This is a genomic window from Mycobacterium sp. NPDC050041 (genome assembly GCF_049541695.1).
In the GTDB taxonomy this organism is placed as follows: domain Bacteria; phylum Actinomycetota; class Actinomycetes; order Mycobacteriales; family Mycobacteriaceae; genus Mycobacterium.
The window spans coordinates 220,050-237,436 of record NZ_JBMVDG010000008.1; the positions used below are offsets into that span (position 1 = coordinate 220,050).

A 17,387-nucleotide genomic window follows, 5' to 3' on the forward strand; every position below is an offset into this window, starting at 1 on the left:
GCGCAGCCCTGACTATAGGTTCATGATCGCCACCGAGGCCGCGGACCGTCCCGGCGGCGAGGTCGACACGGCGCACGTCGCCGAACCCAGTGCGCCGAGGCCGCCGTGGAGCCTGCCGACCCTGCTCGCGTTCCGCTTCGGCAGCTGCTATTTCGGGGCGTTCGGCCTGGCGCTCGCCATCGGGCTGGTGCCGGTGGTGCTCGCGGGCATCGGCATCGACGGTCCCTGGTCGGCGATGCGCGCAGCGCTCACGGTGATGCGTCCGCCGATCGAGTGGACCGGCACCCACCTGCTCGGCCTGCACGTGCAGGGCACGCAGGTCGGCAGTGACAGCGCATTCCAGTGGTCGGCGATCGTCCTGATCGCCGCACTCGCGGCGCTGGCGACGGCGGTGTGGTCGGTGCTCGACCGGCACCGCGGACGCTACGACCGGCTGCAGGCGTGGGTGTGGACGGTGCTGCGGCTCATGCTCGCCGCGGCGATGTTCTATTTCGGGATGGCGAAGCTGATCCCGACGCAGATGCCGTTCGTGCTGAATCGCCTGGTCGAGCCGTACGGGAACTTCAGTCCGACGGGCGCACTGTGGGCACAGGTCGGCATCTCGCAGCCGTACCAGATGATGCTCGGCGCGGCCGAGGTGCTCGGTGGGCTGCTCCTGCTGCTGCCGCGGACGGCCGCTGCCGGCGCGCTGGTGTGCGCGTTCGACCTCACCCAGGTGTTCATCCTGAACATGACCTACGACATCCGGCTGAAGTCGGTGTCGTCGCAGTTGCTGCTGCTGAGCCTGTTCCTGCTCGCTCCCCATGCGCGCCGGTTGTTCGCCGCGCTGTTCACCGCCCGGGCGGTCGGGGCCGCCGAGAACACACCCCTGTTCGCCGGCCGGCGGGCGAACCGGACGGCGCTGGTGGCGCAGGTGCTGATCGGGATGATGCTGCTGGCCGCGTTCGGCGGACAGGGCTGGCGGCAGTTCACCCGGCCGACACCCAATCTCTACGGCATCTGGCAGGTCGACGGGTTCTCCGCCGAGGGCTACCGCCGCGACCCGCTGCTGACCGACGAACTGCGCTGGCGGCGGGTCATCTTCGACCGGCCGTTCCTGATGTCGGATCCGGTGATGGTGACCGTGCAGCACATGGACGACTCGTTCGAGGTGTTCGGCGGGACCATCGACGCGCGCACCCACTTCATCGATCTGACCAACCGGATCGAACTGGGGTCCTACGAGGAGACACCGGCGACGATCCGGCTCACCTACTGGTGGCCCGATGCGGGCAGCACCGACCGGATCGTGATCGACGGCGAGGACTTTGCCGGTCACCGCATCCAGGCGTGGTTCACCCGGATGGACCCGGCCACATTCCCACTCGTCGACCGGGGCTTCAACTGGGTCCAGGAGCAGCCCTACAACCGCTGAGAATTCGCGGCCGGAATCGGGAATAAATCGTCCGGCCGTAACGTGCTGTCGCGGTGGTCTTCCCACGTCATGACGGGGGGCGCGGACGGGGTTACGCTGGTCCGGTGAGCAGCCAGCGGGTGCCCGGCGGGGTGGTGCACAAGCTGCCCGCGGACCTGCGCGAGGCATTGGTCGACGACGCCACCGCGCTCGCCGCGTGGAAGGACATCACGCCGCTGGCGCGCAACGAGTTCATCTGCTGGGTGGAGGACGCCAAGCAGAAGGCGACCCGGGAACGCCGCATCCGGCGCACCCGTGAGGAACTGGAGGAGGGCCAGCGCCGGCCCTGCTGTTGGCCGGGGTGCAAACACCGTGAGCGCACCGGCAGTTAGTCAACTTCGAGATCAGGCGGTCGGGATGAGAAAAGTTGGTCGTTGGTTCGCTGCCCTGGTGCCCGCCGTGACGGCGGTCGCGGGTTCGGTCGTCGTCGCCGCCCCGGCGGCTGCGGCGCCGTGTCCGAACGTGGAGGTGGTCTTCGCGCGGGGCACCTTCGAGCCGGCGGGTGTGGGCGGCGTCGGGCAGGCGTTCGTCGACGCGCTGCGGGCGAAGACGCCCGGTAAGTCGGTCGAGGTCTACCCGGTGAACTACCCGGCCTCGCTGGACTTCGCCACGGCTGCGGACGGGGTGATCGACGCCAGCAACCGGGTCCGCGCCACGGCGGCGAACTGTCCGGACACCGAGATCGTCCTCGGCGGTTACTCCCAGGGCGCCGCGGTGGCCGCCTACATCACCGAGGACGCCGTCCCCGAGGGCTACACACCGCCGCCGGGGATGACCGGGCCGATGGGGCCGGAGGTGGCCGATCGCGTCGCCGCGGTGACGCTGTTCGGTAAACCCTCGAGCGGCTTCCTGCAGATGATCTACACCGGCGCCCCGCCGATCAATGTCGGCTCGGAGTACGTGTCGAAGACCCTCGACCTGTGCGTCGTCGACGATCCCGTCTGCTCGCCGGGCGGCGGGAACAACGGCGCACACGGCGCGTACGTGGTGAACGGCATGGTCAACGAGGCCGCCGACTTCGTGGTGGGCAAGCTGCCCGGCGGCGAGACCGAACCCGTCGAAGCGGTCGCGCAGGGCTGACCTCTTCCTGCTAGCCGGTACCCGTCACGGATGCCAGCGCCGATGTGCTGAAACTCCGCGCGGGGGACTCTTGTGCCGACCACGAGAGCCCCTGCCGGAAGGAACGGCCATGACCATCAGCGCCGCATCGAAAGCCACCGCCGTACCGCCGCTGTTCCGCAGACTCGCCGCCGGCGTCGCGGTGTTCGCCGCCGCGCTCGGACCGCAGGCGGCCGGGGTGGCGACCGCCGACCCGTCGTGCCCCGATGTCGAGGCGGTGTTCGCCCGCGGGACCTTCGAGGCGCCCGGTGTCGGGGCGACGGGCCAGGCGTTCGTCGATGCGCTCGACGCCCGCCTGCCCGGGCGCAGCGTCGAGGCCTACGGCGTCGACTACCCCGCGTCACTCGACTTCCAGGCGGCCGTCAACGGAGTCGCCGACACCGCAGCCAAGGTCGAGGCGATCGCGGCGTCCTGTCCGAACACCAGGATCGTGCTCGGCGGCTACTCCCAGGGCGCGGCGGTGGCCGCCTACACGACCTCCGACAGCGTGCCCGCGGGAGTCGTCCTGCCGTCCGGTCTCAGTGGACCGCTGCCGGCCTCGGTCGCTCCCCACGTCGCGGCGGTGGTGCTGTTCGGTCTGCCCGACAGCTGGTTCGTGGGCCTCGTCGACCACAGCGCACCGCCGATCGCGATCGGCCGGGCGTACCAGCCGAAGACGCTGCAGTTGTGCGCCGCCGGTGATCCGGTCTGCGCCCCGGGCGGATTGGACCGGGCCGCGCACAGCTCCTACAAGTCCAACGGGATGACCGAACAGGCCGCCGACTTCGCGGTGAACGCGCTGAACCTGCCCGCACCGCAGGGCGACCCCGCAACGGTGCAGTGACCTCAGGTGGGCCGCGGCCGGCCGGTCAGCGCTCGGATCGTGCGGATCTCGTCGTGCCGGTAGGGCCGGCCAGCGGGACGTAACAGGTCGTGGAACCACACCGGCGGGTCGGCCGGATACGGGCGCTCCCAGGAGTCCCAGGGAAAGATCGTCTGGCTCCGCCCGGCCACCAGACCCCAGTTGTACGCGCCGACGTTGTGCCGCTTGGCGATCGGCAGGATGCCTTCGACGGTGCTGCCCATCGAACGGGCCAGGTACTCGGTGCACAGCATCGGCCGCCCGAGCGGGGCCAGTTCGCCGATCCGGCCCTCGAATCCGGCCGGGTGGTCGTAGCTGTGGAAGCTGATCACGTCGGAGTTGTCGAGCTGGACGGCGGCGATCGGGCTGCGGCGCAGCGGGTCTCGCCACTCGCCCTGCCAGACACCACTCGTCAGCGGCTGGTCCGGGTCCACCGAACGCGCCCACTGGAACACCTGCGGGAGCAGCCCCGCGACGAGGTCGAGCTTGTCGCGGCGTTCCACCTGGTGGTACTGCGGGGCGAGGTTGTCCGGCTCGTTCCACAGATCCCAGCCGAGCACCCTGGCGTCGTTGCGGTAGCGGGTCAGCACCGCCACGACGTAGTCGCGCATCACCCGCCGATAGCCGGGGTCGCCGAGACGCTCGGCACCGGGGCTCTGCACCCAGCCGGAGTTGTGCACGCCCGGCCGTGGCCCGCGCTGGCGCCCGAACACAGGAAAGGGGTCCCAGCAGGAGTCGAAGAGGACGAACAGCGGCTTGATGCGGTGGCGCGCCGCGATCGTCACGAAGTGTGACAGCCGACGCTGGAATCCCGCCTTGTCCTGCGCCCACAACTGATCGTGCAGGAACACCCGCGCGGTGTTGAATCCGATCAGCCGGGCTGCGCGCAGTTCGGCGTCGATGCGCCGCGGGTCGAAGGTGCCCGCACCGAACATCTCCAGCTGGTTGATCGCGTTCGAGGTGACGTAGTTGGCGCCGACGAGCCAGCCCTGCGCGCGATACCAGCGGTGCGCTCGCTCGGCGGGCCACCGGCCGGCCTCGGCGCCCGCCCGCGGGGGCTGGGTGAGCATCGCGGCCGCTGCCAGCAGCGGAGGCAGCGCGAGCGCGGTCCGCCGGTGTATCCGGGGTGCGCGCAGGTCTGCGGTGAGGTGCTCTCGGGGGCCTGTCACTGGTCCTAAAGGGTCGGTGTGGCCGCCGTCACACGAGCTGGCCCCCGCACAGCTGGACGACGGATTACGTTGGTGCACTGCGTCTTTGCGCTACACCACTGATGCATCGTTGCACCGGAAGGCGCCGTTACACCCCGCGCCAGGCCAACACGCTACGGCAACGCCGCGGCGTCGGCATCAGCGCTGGACAGGCCGCCGGATCGGGCAAAGTTGGGATCGGTAGGCAGCCGATCGGCGTGTAATGGGGGCACTCGCCTGCCACCAGGTGGCACGCCGAAAGGACCTGTCATGAATCGCAACCTCGTCGCGGGATTCGCCGTCGCGGCAGCCGTCACCGGCGGTCTCACGTTCGCCATGGTGGGGCCGTCGGCGGGCACCGCTCTGGCCGCGCCCTTCTGCTCGCCGTCGAACGCCAACACCCCGCCCTGTGCGCCGCCCGAGGGCCCGCCGATGCAGTGCAACGCCCAGGGCACGTGCAGCCAGCTGTGGTGCCCCGGTTCGGGGATGGAGCCGATCCCGGACTGGGACATGAACGTGTGCCACAGCTTCTACTTCGACCCCAACGCCCCGCTGACGGAGCCGGTCATGATCGCCGGCCAGCCGCCCGGCCCGCCGGCACCGCCGCGGCCGCCGTGCATCCCGTTCATCAACTGCCTGCCCGGGTTGACACACCCGATCTAGGCACGTCCTGCCCAACCGGTCCCCGGCCCGGCCCCGCCCCGTTACGATACGGCGCGTAGCGTATTTATCGCCGATGCACCGGGAAGGAACCCATGCGGAGTCGGTATGCCGGCACCCCGTTCACGACCTCCACCGAGGACATCGCCGCGGCACTGGTCGACGTCAGTGTCCCCACGCTGCTGCTCAGCCTGGTGCACATCACCGGTGACACCCGCTACCTCGACGAGTTCGCCCAGGCCGGCCTGTTCCTCAACGAGATCCAGGGCTTCATGTCCGCCGAGGACAGGGCAAGGGCCCGGGCGGTGGCACTCGACGTGATCACCGATTACCGCGACCGCGGATGCCCGGAGCCCGCTCCGCTGGATCCGGGCGTGATCAGGCGGATGATGGACTGGGCCGCCTGCGAGCCGGTGGGCGAGGAGTACCTGCCGCTGATGTCCGAGGAACTCGACCTCGACGGCATCGATCCGCGCCGCCCGCAGCCGGTGGATCCCGTGGCCGCGTCGGACCTCCCGGTGCTGGTGATCGGGTGCGGCGAGTCGGGACTGCTGGCGGCGATCCGGCTCAAGCAGGCGGGCCTGCCGTTCACGGTGGTCGAGAAGAACGCCGGACCCGGCGGTACGTGGTGGGAGAACACCTACCCGGGCGCCCGGGTGGACGTGGCGAACCACTTCTACTGCTACAGCTTCGAACCGAGCAACGCGTGGAGCCACTACTTCGCCGAACAGCCCGAACTGCGGCGGTACTTCGCCGACGTGGCGGCCCGGCACGGCATCGCCGAGCAGGTGCGCTGGCGGACCGAGGTGGTCTCGGCGGCGTGGGACGACGACGGCGGCGTCTGGCAGGTGACGCTGCGCGACGCGGACGGCACCGCCTCGACGGTGGCGGCGCGCGCCGTCATCAGCGCGGTCGGCCAGCTCAACCGGCCGCACGTCCCCGACATCCCCGGCGCGGCGGATTTCACCGGCCCGGCCTTCCACTCCGCCTCCTGGGATCACGGCGTCGACGTGACCGGCCGCCGGGTGGCGCTGATCGGCGCGGGCGCCAGCGGTTTCCAGATCGCACCGGCGATCGCCGACGACGTCGCGCACCTGACGGTGTTCCAGCGCACCGCACAGTGGATGTTCCCCAACCCGATGTACCACGACCGCGTCGGCGACGGCACCCGGTGGGCCATGGAGCACCTGCCCTTCTACAGCCGCTGGTACCGCTTCCTGGTGCTGTGGCCCGGCGCCGACAAGGGCCTCGACGCGGCGCGGGTCGACCCCGGCTACACGCCGCAGGAACACGCGGTGAGCGAGATGAACGCCATGGCGCGGCTGATGTTCACCGACTGGATCACCACCCAGGTCGACGGCGACACCGCGCTGCTGGACAAGGTGCTGCCCGACTACCCGGCGACCGGGAAGCGCACCCTGCAGGACAACGGCAGTTGGATCCGGACGCTGCGCCGCGGCCACGTCGACCTGGTCCGCACACCCATCGAACGCATCACCGCCACCGGTGTCGTCACCGCGGACGGGCACGAGCACCCGGCCGACGTGATCGTGTACGCCACCGGCTTCCGCGCCACCGAGGTGCTGTGGCCGATCGCCGTCACCGGCCGCGACGGGGCGGACCTGCGCGAGGTGTGGGGTGAGCGGCCCTACGCGTACCGCGGGATCACCGTGCCCGGCTTCCCGAACTTCTTCCTCACCTACGGCCCGGGCACCCACCTGGCCCACGGCGGCAGCCTGATCCTCAACTCGGAACTGCAGATGCGCTACATCGGGCAGTGCCTGGCCAGGCTGGCCGACGGGCTGCACTCGATGGAGCCGACGCCGGAGGCCACCGAGGAATGGCGGAGCCGCTCGCAGGAGGCGATCCGGCAGACGGTGTGGGCGCATCCCTCGATCGCCCACTCGTACTTCAAGAACTCGTTCGGCGAGATCCACACGGTCAGCCCGTGGAAGCTCCACGAGTACCACGCCGCGGTCCGGGAGCCGATCTGGGACGACTTCGTGCTGCGGTCGGCCCCGGTGACGGCGGGTTCGGAGGTGGCGCGGCATGCGTAGCGTGCTGATCGACGGACCGGCGGCGATCCGGGTGGACCACCGGCCCGACCCGGTCCTGCCGGGCCCCGACGGCGCCGTCGTCGCGGTGAGCGCGTCCGGGATCTGCGGATCCGACCTGCACTTCTACGAGGGCGACTACCCGATGTTCGAGCCGGTGGCCCTCGGCCACGAGGCCGTCGGCACCGTCGTCGACATCGGACCCGACGTCCGGACCGTCCGGGTGGGCGACCGGGTGCTGGTCTCCTCGGTGGCCGGCTGCGGTCACTGCGGGGGCTGCGCGACACTCGACCCGATCCGCTGTCACTCCGGCCCGCAGATCTTCGGCGCCGGCGTGCTCGGCGGCGCGCAGTCCGAGCTGCTGGCCGTCCCGGCCGCCGACTTCCAGCTGCTCGCCGTCCCCGACGGCATCGACGACGAGCAGGCCCTGCTGCTCACCGACAACCTGGCAACCGGCTGGGCCGCGGCGCAGCGCGCCGACTTCCCGGCAGGCGGCAGCGTCGTCGTCATCGGCCTCGGCGCCGTCGGACTGTGTGCCGTGCGCAGCGCGCTCTTCCAGGGCGCCGCGACGGTCCTGGCGGTCGATCCGGTGCCGCAGCGCCGCGACCGCGCCGCGGCCATGGGGGCGACTCCGGTGGCGCCGTCGGCGACCGCCGCGGCGATGGAGCACTCCGGCGGCCGCGGCGTCGACGCCGTCATCGACGCGGTCGGCAACGACACCACGATCGCCGACGCGCTGACCGCGGTACGCGCGGGCGGCACCGTGTCGGTGGTCGGTGTGCACGACCTGCAGCCCTTCCCGTTCCCGGCGACGATGGCCCTGCTGCGCAGCGTCACGCTGCGGATGACCACCGCGCCGGTGCAGCAGACCTGGCCACAGCTGATCCCGCTGCTGCAGGCCGGCCGGCTGCGGGTGGACGGGATCTTCACCACCGAACTGCCGCTGGACGCCGCGCCGGAGGGTTACCGCGCCGTGGCCGCCCGGTCCGGTGACGTCGTCAAGGTGCTGCTGCGGACGTGAGCAGCGCGCCGACGTGGGTACCGTCGACGGGGTGACGGACACCCCGGCCGACGTGGTCGAGAACGACGTTCCACCGCGCAGGCCCCGGCGTCGATGGCGCCGCCACGCGGTCGTGCTGGCCGTTCTGCTGCTGCTGTTCGGCGTGCCCTGGTGGACACTGCTGGCGGCCGGAGCGGCGTGGCCGGCGCTCGTCGTGGTGGCAGGCACGCTGCTGTTCGTCGCGGCCTGCGCCGGTCTGCCGTTGCTGATGATGCTCGGGCACGGCCGCAGGCACCTCGACCGGGCGGCCGCCGCCGGAGACGCACTGCTCGGCGCCGCGTGGGTGCTGTTCGTCTGGTCGGTGCTCGGCCACCTGCTGGAGTTGGCGCTGGTGATCGCCGGTGTCGAGGATCCGGTGCGCTCGCGGGTGGTGGCCGCTGCGGTGGTGGCCGTGGTGGTGGCGCTGCTGGTGTGGGGTCACTTCGAGGCGATGCGGGTGCCGCGCGTGCGCACCGTCGACGTCGGGATCGCCGGCCTGGGCGCCGGACTGGACGGTCTGCGGGTCACGATGATCACCGACACCCACTACGGGCCGATCGACCGGGCGCGGTGGTCGGCGGAGGTGGTGAACCGGGTCAACGACCTGGACGCCGACGTCGTGTGTCACGTCGGAGACATCGCCGACGGAACCGTGGCGGTGCGCGAGGCGCAGGCGAGCCCGCTGGCATCGGTGCGGGCGGCGTCCGCGCGCGTCTACGTCACCGGCAATCACGAGTACTTCTCCGAGGCGCAGGGCTGGCTCGACTACATGGAGTCGATCGGCTGGGCGGCGCTGCACAACCGGCACATCGTGGTCGATCGCGGCGGTGACCGGCTCGTCGTCGCCGGGGTGGACGACGCCACCGCGGCGGGCTCCGGTGTGCACGGGCACGGCGCGAACCTGCAGGCCGCGCTAGAAGGCGCGGACCGCTCGCTGCCGGTCCTGCTGCTGGCGCACCAGCCGAAGCAGGTGCCACACGCGGTGCGCGCAGGCGTGGATCTGCAGATCTCGGGCCACACCCACGGCGGGCAGATCTGGCCGTTCAACTTCCTGGTCCGGCTGGACCAGCCGGTGGTGCAGGGGCTGAGCAGGCACGGCGAGCGCACGCAGCTCTACACCAGCCGTGGCACCGGCTTCTGGGGCCCGCCGTTCCGGGTGTTCGCACCGAGCGAGATCACCTTGTTGACGTTGCGCAGGGCGTGACGGGCTAAAAGGTTTTCTCGTCCACAGCACGGGTATCCCCGTGGCAACAGGCGTGTGCGCCGCGACGCTCACAAGTCAGTCGCGCCCACTGCCGCGGGTTCTCAGGCAGCGGGAACCGTTTGATCCGATTCTCTCGTGGTTGGCCGTGTCACGGTCCGCTGCCTCACACCAAGGACGCCTCATGGCCATCACCGACGTCGCGCAGTATGCGCACCTGACCGAATCCGACATGGCGGAACTCGGAGCCGAGCTCGACGCGATCCGCCTCGAGGTCGAAGAATCTCTCGGCGCCCGCGACGCCGCCTACATCCACCGCACCATCGCCTTCCAGCGCACCCTGGAGATCGGTGGACGCCTGCTCATCGCGGCGACCCGCTCCAAGAAGGGCTGGGCCGCCGGGGTCGCAGCGCTGGCTTTCGCGAAGAGCGTCGAGAACATGGAGATCAGCCACAACATCGGCCACGGCCAGTGGGACTGGATGAACGACCCCGAAATCCACTCCAACACGTGGGAATGGGACATGGCGGGCCCGTCGTCGCAATGGCGCTATTCCCACAACTACATCCACCACGTCTTCACCAACGTCCTCGACGTGGACGAGGACCTGGGCTACGGCGTGATCCGGATGACTCGCGACCAGCCGTGGGAACGCCGCCATCTGCTGCAGCCGCTGCGGAATCTCATTCTGGCCCTGGGGTTCGAGTGGGGTGTCGCCCAGCACGACCTGCACGCCGCGCAGGACCGCGCCACGACACAGTCCGAGAGGACCGCCCTCTCGCGCGCCGCGCGGCGGAAGGTCACCCGGCAGATGGTCAAGGACTACGTGGTGTTCCCGGCCTTGAGTTTGTCCCGGTGGCGCCGCACCCTCGGGGCGAACGTCGTCGCGAACATCGTCCGCAACCTGTGGGCCTACGTCGTGATCTTCTGCGGGCACTTTCCCGACGGCGCCGAGAAGTTCACCGCCGCGGTGCTGGACGACGAGACCAAACCGCAGTGGTACCTCCGCCAGATGCTCGGTTCGGCGAACTTCGATGCCGGTCCCCTGATGGCGTTCGCCAGCGGGAACCTCTGCTACCAGATCGAGCACCACCTCTTCCCGGATCTGCCCAGTAATCGCTACGCCGCGATCGCCCTGCGCGTGCGGGCACTCTGCGAGCGCTTCGGCCTGCCGTACACCACCGGGTCATTGCTGCACCAATACCTCCAGACGCTGCGCACCATTCACGTGCTCGCGCTCCCGGACAGGCCTGCACGGACCGACCACGACGAGGTGAAACCGCTTGCGCATCAGGAGGTTCCGTGCGCCGTGTCGCCGATCGACGCCTCGGCGGGTGCGGCCCGGCCTGCGGGGCGACGACAACGCCGCGGATTCCGTTCGCAGAGTCGGCTTTACGACTCCGGCGTGACCGTACCTGCGGCGTCGTGACACGATTCGCGGCACACGGGGCGAGCGGATAGCGCTACTTCGACGTGCTTGTCGTTCTTGACGCTCGATCCGTGATCCTTCGCCATGAGATTCCTCCTCGAGAACCGTGAGCAGTGAATACGCGATCCGGAGGGACGTACTCGCCACGGGCACGGACTCCGCGACATACGGTCTGTCGGTGGACTTCGACGAATACCGCTCCCATGACGCCACCTCGCTGGCGAAGCTCGTCGCCGACGGCGACGTGACCCCGGCGGAGCTGCTGGGCCTCGCGCGGGACCGGGCGGCCGCGGTGAATCCGCGGATCAACGCGATCGTTCGCGACGTCCCCGCCGACGCCCGGGCGGGGGACGAGCTGAGCGGACCGTTCGCCGGCGTGCCGTTTCTCATCAAGGACCTGGCGCAGGACTTTGCGGGCCTGCCCACCTCGGCGGGTTCACGGGCGTGGATGTCGACCAACGCCACCGAGCACGCGACGGTGGTGCAGCGCTGGATCGATGCCGGCGTGGTGATCTTCGGCAAGACCAACACCCCGGAGTTCGGCGCGAAGGGGATCACCGAACCGGTCGCCTGGGGTCCTGCGCGCAATCCGTGGGATCTGCAGCGCACGCCCGGCGGGTCGTCGGGCGGGTCGGCCGCCGCGGTCGCCGCCGGCATCGTGCCGTGCGCGGGCGCGAACGACGGCGGTGGCTCCATCCGCATCCCGGCGGCGTGCTGCGGCCTGGTCGGACTCAAACCGGGCCGCGGGCTGACGCCGTCGGGGCCGGCGACGGGTGAGTCCATGCACGGCGCCGCCGTGCAGGGCGTCGTGTCCCGCACCGTGCGCGACACGGCGGCGATGCTCGACGTGCTCGCCGGCGGTGAACCGGGCGGGCCCTTCGTTCCCGGCGTGCCCGCCTCGTCATTCGCGTCGTGTGTGGACGCCGAGCCCGGCGCCCTGCGCATCGGGGTGCGGGTGCCGTCGGCGATCAACCCGGCACCGCACCGGGAGGCCTTCGCCGCCGTCGAGGCGGCGGTCAAGAGCCTGACCGACCTCGGCCACCACGTCGAGGAGTTGCCGCGGGCGCCGTTCGACGACGCCGCACTCGCCCGTGACTTCCTGCTCACGTGGTTCGTCTACACCGCGTGGGAACTCGACGACGCCAAGCGGCGGACGGGCGCCGGTGACGACAAGTTCGAGCGGGACACGCTGATCCTTGCCGCCCTCGGCCGGGCGACCAGCAGTGTGGACTACGTCGACGCCGTGCAGCGGCGCCACGACCACACCCGCAAGCTGACGACGTACTTCGAGTCCTACGACCTGCTGCTGACACCGTCCCTGGCGACCCCGCCCCCGAAGATCGGCGAGTTCGATCTCCCGGTGGCGGTGCAGAAGGGGGCCGACGTGCTGATCAAGACGCGCACCGCGCGACTGCTGGGTCTCACCGGAATCGTCGACGACATGGTGGACAAGAACCTCGGCTGGGTGCCGTACACGCAGCTGGCGAATCTCACCGGCCGGCCCGCGATCACGCTGCCGCTGCACTGGACCGCCGACGGCCTGCCGCTCGGCGTGCAGTTCGTCGCGCCGCTCGCCGGCGAGTCGACGCTCATCCAGTTGGCCGCCCAGCTCGAGCGGGCGATGCCGTGGGCCGACCGGCTCGCGCCGGTCTGACCGCCCGGTCACGCGTGACGCAGCACCAACAGCTCGCCGGTCAGCGTCCCGTCCCCGAGTAGCCGCCCGATCGTCGCGCTCTGCCGCTCGGCGAGCTGCCAGGCCCGCTCGTGCCCGTGCCGCTCGGTGAGCGCATCGGTCACCGCGTCGACGCGCTCGTCCCAGTCGGTCGGGATGGCGGGCAGGTCGGCGGTGCTGAGCCGGTGCTCGACCTCGAGGGCGGCTCCGGCCACCAGGTCACTGAGGCCGTCGGGGGTGGGGAAGTGATTGTCGGGGAGCTGATCGCCCTCGATGGCGCCGTGGGCGACGAAGACGAGCAGCCCGATTCGTCCGCCCGGCCGTACCACCCGCCCCAGGTCCTCGAGCAGCGCGCGCTGATCCGGAGTCGTGCACAGCACCCCGAGGGACCAGGCCGCGTCGGCGCTCGCGTCGGCGACGGGCATCGCCGACCCGAGCGCACGCAGCACCGGATGGTCGAAGAGCGTGTGCGCCGCGCGGCACGCCCCCGCTTCGGGTTCGACCAGTACGGGGTTCACCGAGTGTGTCTGCGCCGCATAGGCCGCGGGGCCACCGACTCCCGCTCCGCAGTCCACCAGCAGGTGCCCCGGCGCCAGGCGCATGTGTTCGCCGAGCCAGTCCAGCGCCGCGGGACTCCCGCTGCCCCGGCAGCCCGCCGGAACGTGGTATTCCGCTCCCAGCTTCACCGCCACCTGGGCCGTCCACTCGGCGACCGTGTCGAATTCGGCCTCCATCGCCTCGCTCACGACAACTCCTCCCGGATTCGGCGGCCCACCTCGGCCTTGATCTCGGCGCCGATGTGGCCACCTGCGGCCGACGCCAGCCCCGAGACGTTGACGCCCTCGACGCCGTCGACGGCCAGCAGCGCCCTGGCCTCCGCGACGGCCGCGTCGATCCCGGCCGCCACCGGATCGGCCGCACCGAGCACCTCTGCGACGACGTCCTGATCCAGGTCGAGGCCTGGCAGGCTCTGCAGCACGGACGCGGACATGCTGTCGGTGAACACCGCGACCGCGGCGACCACGGGGATGTGCAGGCCCGCCGACCGGGCCGACGCCATGAAGGCGGAGACATCGGCGGGGAACGGCACGTGGTTGAGCACCGCGATGCTGGCGCCGGCCCGCTGCTTCTGCACCAGCCGCAGCGGCCGCGCCGAGACGGGCGGCGCGGTCGGTGTCTCGGGTACCGCCGCGACCGCGCCCGCCGACGCGGCCAGCGCGACCAACCGCGGGCCGTCGAGATCGAAGGTCTGCGTGACCTCGGGCCGCACGTCGTAACCGCGGCCGTCACCGGTCACACACATCACGGTGGGCACGCCGATGGCGCACAGTCCACGCAGCTCCTGTTCGAGCACGACGCGGTTGCGGTCCCGGCACGACAGGGTGATCCACGGCGTCACCCCCGCGTCGAGCAGCAGTCGGCCCATGAGTGTCGGCGGGAAATCGGGCTTGTTCTGGTGCTCGCCGACCAGCACGGCGTCACACGACGGCGCGAGGATCGCCGCCGTCGCGGCGATGTCGGCCTGGTCGAACGGGACTGCGCTGAAATCGGTGAGCACCCGCGGGGCCCGGGCCGGCCGGGCAACGGGCGGCACTCCGGACCACGGCACCACATCGTGGAACGCGCACGGTCCCGGCCGCATCTCGCACTGACCGTCGGGACGCACACCGCCGCATGGCCCGAACTCCATGCGCTTCGGACAGTCCGGTTCCATCGACGACCTCACCCCCCAACCACTTCCGTCGTTCGCAGCCATGTACCCGGCCTGCCGCGCGGGCAAGCCTCGGACTCGGCGGGGAGGCGCGCGGCCGCAGGATTACCGGCCGCGCCGAAGGGTAAATACCGGCCATGGCTGCTGACGGCGCGCGAGGTCGCGATGGCTGAGCCGTGGGCCGGTGACGACGACGCGGACGGCGCCTGGCGCGACGAACCTGCGTCGTTGTTCGCCTCCACGGCGCCGTTCTGCGACAGCGCGGTGGGGTGGTCGAGGGTCGACGGTGCCAGCCTTGCGCTGCTCTCCCAGGCGCCGAACAGCCGGGAGCTGGTGTTCGCGACCGACGCACTCGCCCAGCGCATCGACGAACTGCAGTTCGCGCTCGGTGAGGGGCCGTGCCTGGAGTGCTCTGGGACCGGCCTGCCGAAGTGCGTCACCGACCTGGCACACGAGGAGCGCTGGACGGTGTTCTGCCGCGAGGCGGTGGCGCTCGGTGTCGGCGCCGCCTTCAACTTCCCGGTGCGGCTCGGCGATCAGCCGGTGGGTGTGCTTGAGCTCTACCGGCGCGATGCCGGCCCGATGACCGTCGACGAGTACGACGCGGCGCTCGGATGCGCGGCGGCCATCGGTGCGGTGATCGGCTCGACGTACACCCGGTGGGCGCATCGGGTGGCCGACGACGAGGATCTCAGCGGCGCGACGTTGACCGCCCTGACGCAGTCCGACCCGTTCACCAGGTCGCAGGTGCACATTGCGGCGGGTGTTGTCGCCGAACGCCTGAGGGTGTCGGTGGGCGAGGCGCTGGTCCGGATGCGGGCGTACGCGTTCGCCCGCGATCGGCGCATCACCGAGGTGGCCGACGACGTTGTGGGACATCGCGTGTCATGGCGAGAGTGGCAGGACGAGCCGTCGGGGTGAGGCCTGAGCCGGTGCGACGGCCGTGGTTCACCGACACCCATCGGTTAACGCTTCGCGGTCGGTTGGGTCACGAAGCGGCGCCGGGTCTTCCGCCGCCGGCCGAACCGATGTTTGATCGGCCGGGCGGCCCGCGCAGGGGCGGCGGGAGGTGGCGCCATGCAGGCGGTGGGACCGGCACTGGGGTGGCTGCTGGTGGCGCTCGCCGTGCTCGCCACCGCGCGCACGCTGGTCGCGGCGGTGGCCGCCAGACGGAACAGGCGCCGCACCCGCGGTGTCTTCGTGGTCGGATTCCTGTGCGGAGCGGCGACCACTGCGCTGCTCGCACGGAGTGGCTTGAGTCGGCAGGTGCTCGGCGCCGTCACCCGGCACGTCGTCACGGCGCGGCGCGCCGGTGTCCTCCGGAGCGCCGACCGTGTCGCGGGCCGGGTGCTCACCGCGCTGGGTGATCCCCGGCAGCGATGCGCTGGCGCAGTGCGGCGGCGCAGAGCGTGAGGTGGTTCCGCTCGGCGACGTTCTGGGCGCGGTCGGCAGCCATCACGTAGAGCTCGGCCGCGGTGGCCAGGTTGCCCGCCTTCTCGTTCAGGTAGGCGGTCGCCGCGGTGTGCCGCGGTAGGCCGGGGTCCAGATCGGCGAGCGCGGCGAGACCCGCCTGCGGTCCGTCCGCCTCGCCCACGGCGACCGCGCGATTGAGCCGTACCACCGGGCTGACGGTGAGCGCGACGAGCTCGTCGTACCACTCGACGATCTGCGGCCAGTCGGTTTCACCGGCGGTGGGTGCGTCGGCGTGCAGCGCCGCGATCGCGGCCTGGGCCTGGTACTCCCCCAGCCGGTCACGGGCCAGCGCCGCCTGCAGCACGGCCACGCCCTCGGCGATGAGGTCGCGCCGCCACAGGCCGCGGTCCTGGTCGGCGAGCGGCACCAGGCTGCCGTCGGCCCGGGTCCGGGCCGACCGTCGCGCATGGTGGAGCAGGAAGAGCGCGAGCAGCCCGGCGACCTCGGGGTCGTCGGTGGAACCGGCCAACTGCCGGGCCAGCCGGATCGCCTCCGCCGCGAGGTCCACGTCGCCGCTGTAGCCCTCGTTGAACACCAGATAGAGCACCCGGAGCACGGTGCGCAGGTCGCCGGGCCGGTCGAGCCGGACGTCGGCGACGGTGCGCTTGGCGCGGCTGATGCGCTGACCCATCGTCGCTTCCGGAACGAGGTAGGCCTCGGCGATCTGGCGGGTGGTCAGCCCGCCGACGGCGCGCAGTGTGAGTGCGACGGCTGATGCGGCGCTCAGGCTGGGATGCGCGCACAAGAAGTAGAGCGCCAGCGTGTCGTCGGCGGCTTCGGCCGGTCCGGGTGGCGGCTCCTCGGACACCCGGGTCTCCCGGTCGCGCCGGGCGACGTCGGACCGGGCCAGGTCGAGGAAGCGGCGCCACGCGGTGGTGATCAACCAGCCCTTGGGGTCGTCGGGCGGCCGGTCCGCCCACGTCTCGATGCCCTTGATCAGGGCTTCCTGCACGGCATCCTCGGCGGTCGCGAAGTCCGCGCCGCGGTGCACGAGGACGGCCAGGACCTGGGGGATCAGGTCCCGCAGCCGCGCCTCGTCCACCGTGCGCACGACTAGTCGGCGGAGCCCGGGGCGGCGGACATGAACGGCCGCACCTCGAGCCACTCGTGGATCGGTCGGCCTCCCGCACCGGGCGCCGCGGACAGCTCGCCGGCCAGCTCGACGGCACGCTCGTAGGAGTCGACGTCGATGATCATGAAGCCCGCGATCAGGTCCTTCGTCTCGGCGAACGGCCCGTCGGTCACGGGCGGCTTGCCGTCGCCGTCGGAGCGGACCCAGGCGCCGTCGGCTGCCAGGGCCTGGCTGTCGACGAATTCGCCACTGTCCTTGAGCCGGTCGGCGAAGTCCTGCATGTACTGCATGTGTGCGTCGATCTCGGCGGGCGTCCACCGGTCCATCGGCACGTCGTTCACCGACGCGGGTGCACCCCGGTAATGCTTCAGGAACAGGTACTTGGCCATGTGTTTCTCCCTTCGACGTGGCGACCCTAGTCGGTCGCTCACATCTGGGACGGAGCCGTCGGACCGTTCTCGACATCGCGGCCGGGG

Annotated in this window: 17 protein-coding genes; 12 read left to right on the top strand and 5 right to left on the bottom strand. The window is 71.2% G+C overall.

All coding sequences use genetic code 11. The annotated features are described in order from the left end of the window. Window positions 1–22: 22 nt before the first annotated feature. From ACPCHZ_RS23065 to ACPCHZ_RS23080, 4 genes are all read left to right on the top strand, one after another. Window positions 23–1,414: a DoxX family protein gene (locus tag ACPCHZ_RS23065; RefSeq protein ID WP_423486869.1), complete on the top strand. Its 1,392-nt coding sequence runs from the start codon at window positions 23–25 to the stop codon at window positions 1,412–1,414. 104 nt (window positions 1,415–1,518) lie between these two features. Continuing rightward, window positions 1,519–1,785, top strand: coding sequence for a YdeI/OmpD-associated family protein (locus ACPCHZ_RS23070; RefSeq protein WP_364982031.1), 267 nt, complete (start codon window positions 1,519–1,521; stop codon window positions 1,783–1,785). 25 nt (window positions 1,786–1,810) lie between these two features. After that, on the top strand, window positions 1,811–2,533 hold the full coding sequence (locus ACPCHZ_RS23075; RefSeq protein WP_423486870.1) for a cutinase family protein: 723 nt from the start codon (window positions 1,811–1,813) through the stop codon (window positions 2,531–2,533). 109 nt (window positions 2,534–2,642) lie between these two features. After that, the gene (locus ACPCHZ_RS23080; protein ID WP_423486871.1) at window positions 2,643–3,395 is read left to right on the top strand and encodes a cutinase family protein; all 753 of its coding nucleotides are present in this window, start codon (window positions 2,643–2,645) and stop codon (window positions 3,393–3,395) included. A gap of 2 nt (window positions 3,396–3,397) precedes the next feature. Here the strand turns inward: ACPCHZ_RS23080 and ACPCHZ_RS23085 are convergent, their stop codons facing one another. After that, on the bottom strand, window positions 3,398–4,534 hold the full coding sequence (locus ACPCHZ_RS23085) for a 1,4-beta-xylanase (protein ID WP_423486913.1): 1,137 nt from the start codon (window positions 4,532–4,534) through the stop codon (window positions 3,398–3,400). A gap of 336 nt (window positions 4,535–4,870) precedes the next feature. Between ACPCHZ_RS23085 and ACPCHZ_RS23090 the strand changes: the two genes are divergently transcribed. From ACPCHZ_RS23090 to ACPCHZ_RS23115, 6 genes are all read left to right on the top strand, one after another. Continuing rightward, window positions 4,871–5,263, top strand: a complete 393-nt coding sequence (locus ACPCHZ_RS23090) for a hypothetical protein (RefSeq protein ID WP_423486872.1) — start codon at window positions 4,871–4,873, stop codon at window positions 5,261–5,263. A gap of 92 nt (window positions 5,264–5,355) precedes the next feature. Continuing rightward, the gene (locus ACPCHZ_RS23095; RefSeq protein WP_423486873.1) at window positions 5,356–7,317 is read left to right on the top strand and encodes a flavin-containing monooxygenase; all 1,962 of its coding nucleotides are present in this window, start codon (window positions 5,356–5,358) and stop codon (window positions 7,315–7,317) included. After that, complete coding sequence (locus ACPCHZ_RS23100; RefSeq protein ID WP_423486874.1) at window positions 7,310–8,335, top strand: zinc-binding dehydrogenase; 1,026 nt, start codon at window positions 7,310–7,312, stop codon at window positions 8,333–8,335. The genes ACPCHZ_RS23095 and ACPCHZ_RS23100 overlap by 8 nt, the downstream gene beginning before the upstream one ends. Before the next feature lie 31 nt (window positions 8,336–8,366). Continuing rightward, window positions 8,367–9,557, top strand: a complete 1,191-nt coding sequence (locus tag ACPCHZ_RS23105; RefSeq protein ID WP_423486875.1) for a metallophosphoesterase — start codon at window positions 8,367–8,369, stop codon at window positions 9,555–9,557. A gap of 181 nt (window positions 9,558–9,738) precedes the next feature. Further along, a complete protein-coding gene (locus tag ACPCHZ_RS23110) occupies window positions 9,739–10,983 on the top strand; it encodes a fatty acid desaturase family protein (RefSeq protein ID WP_423486876.1) in 1,245 nt (414 codons plus the stop codon). Window positions 10,984–11,161: 178 nt separating this feature from the next. Further along, window positions 11,162–12,637 carry an amidase gene (locus ACPCHZ_RS23115; protein WP_423486877.1) on the top strand — a complete coding sequence of 492 codons (1,476 nt, stop codon included), beginning with the start codon at window positions 11,162–11,164 and terminating at the stop codon, window positions 12,635–12,637. Between the two features lie 8 nt (window positions 12,638–12,645). On the opposite strand, the gene ACPCHZ_RS23120 is transcribed toward ACPCHZ_RS23115, so the two are convergent. Together ACPCHZ_RS23120 and ACPCHZ_RS23125 are read right to left on the bottom strand one after the other, a co-directional pair. Continuing rightward, window positions 12,646–13,401: a methyltransferase domain-containing protein gene (locus ACPCHZ_RS23120; protein WP_423486878.1), complete on the bottom strand. Its 756-nt coding sequence runs from the start codon at window positions 13,399–13,401 to the stop codon at window positions 12,646–12,648. Then, entirely contained in the window at window positions 13,398–14,369 is a 972-nt protein-coding gene (locus tag ACPCHZ_RS23125; protein WP_423486914.1) for a methylenetetrahydrofolate reductase, read from the bottom strand. The genes ACPCHZ_RS23120 and ACPCHZ_RS23125 overlap by 4 nt, the downstream gene beginning before the upstream one ends. A 162-nt stretch (window positions 14,370–14,531) precedes the next feature. Here ACPCHZ_RS23125 and ACPCHZ_RS23130 point away from each other — a divergent pair, with 162 nt between their 5' ends. Further along, on the top strand, window positions 14,532–15,287 hold the full coding sequence (locus ACPCHZ_RS23130; RefSeq protein WP_423486879.1) for a GAF domain-containing protein: 756 nt from the start codon (window positions 14,532–14,534) through the stop codon (window positions 15,285–15,287). Window positions 15,288–15,443: 156 nt separating this feature from the next. Further along, entirely contained in the window at window positions 15,444–15,779 is a 336-nt protein-coding gene (locus ACPCHZ_RS23135) for a hypothetical protein (RefSeq protein ID WP_423486880.1), read from the top strand. Here ACPCHZ_RS23135 and ACPCHZ_RS23140 read toward each other — a convergent pair. Together ACPCHZ_RS23140 and ACPCHZ_RS23145 are read right to left on the bottom strand one after the other, a co-directional pair. After that, on the bottom strand, window positions 15,718–16,881 hold the full coding sequence (locus tag ACPCHZ_RS23140; RefSeq protein ID WP_423486915.1) for an RNA polymerase sigma factor: 1,164 nt from the start codon (window positions 16,879–16,881) through the stop codon (window positions 15,718–15,720). The genes ACPCHZ_RS23135 and ACPCHZ_RS23140 overlap by 62 nt on opposite strands. An 11-nt stretch (window positions 16,882–16,892) precedes the next feature. Next, on the bottom strand, window positions 16,893–17,300 hold the full coding sequence (locus ACPCHZ_RS23145; RefSeq protein ID WP_423486881.1) for a YciI family protein: 408 nt from the start codon (window positions 17,298–17,300) through the stop codon (window positions 16,893–16,895). Window positions 17,301–17,387 lie beyond the last annotated feature (87 nt).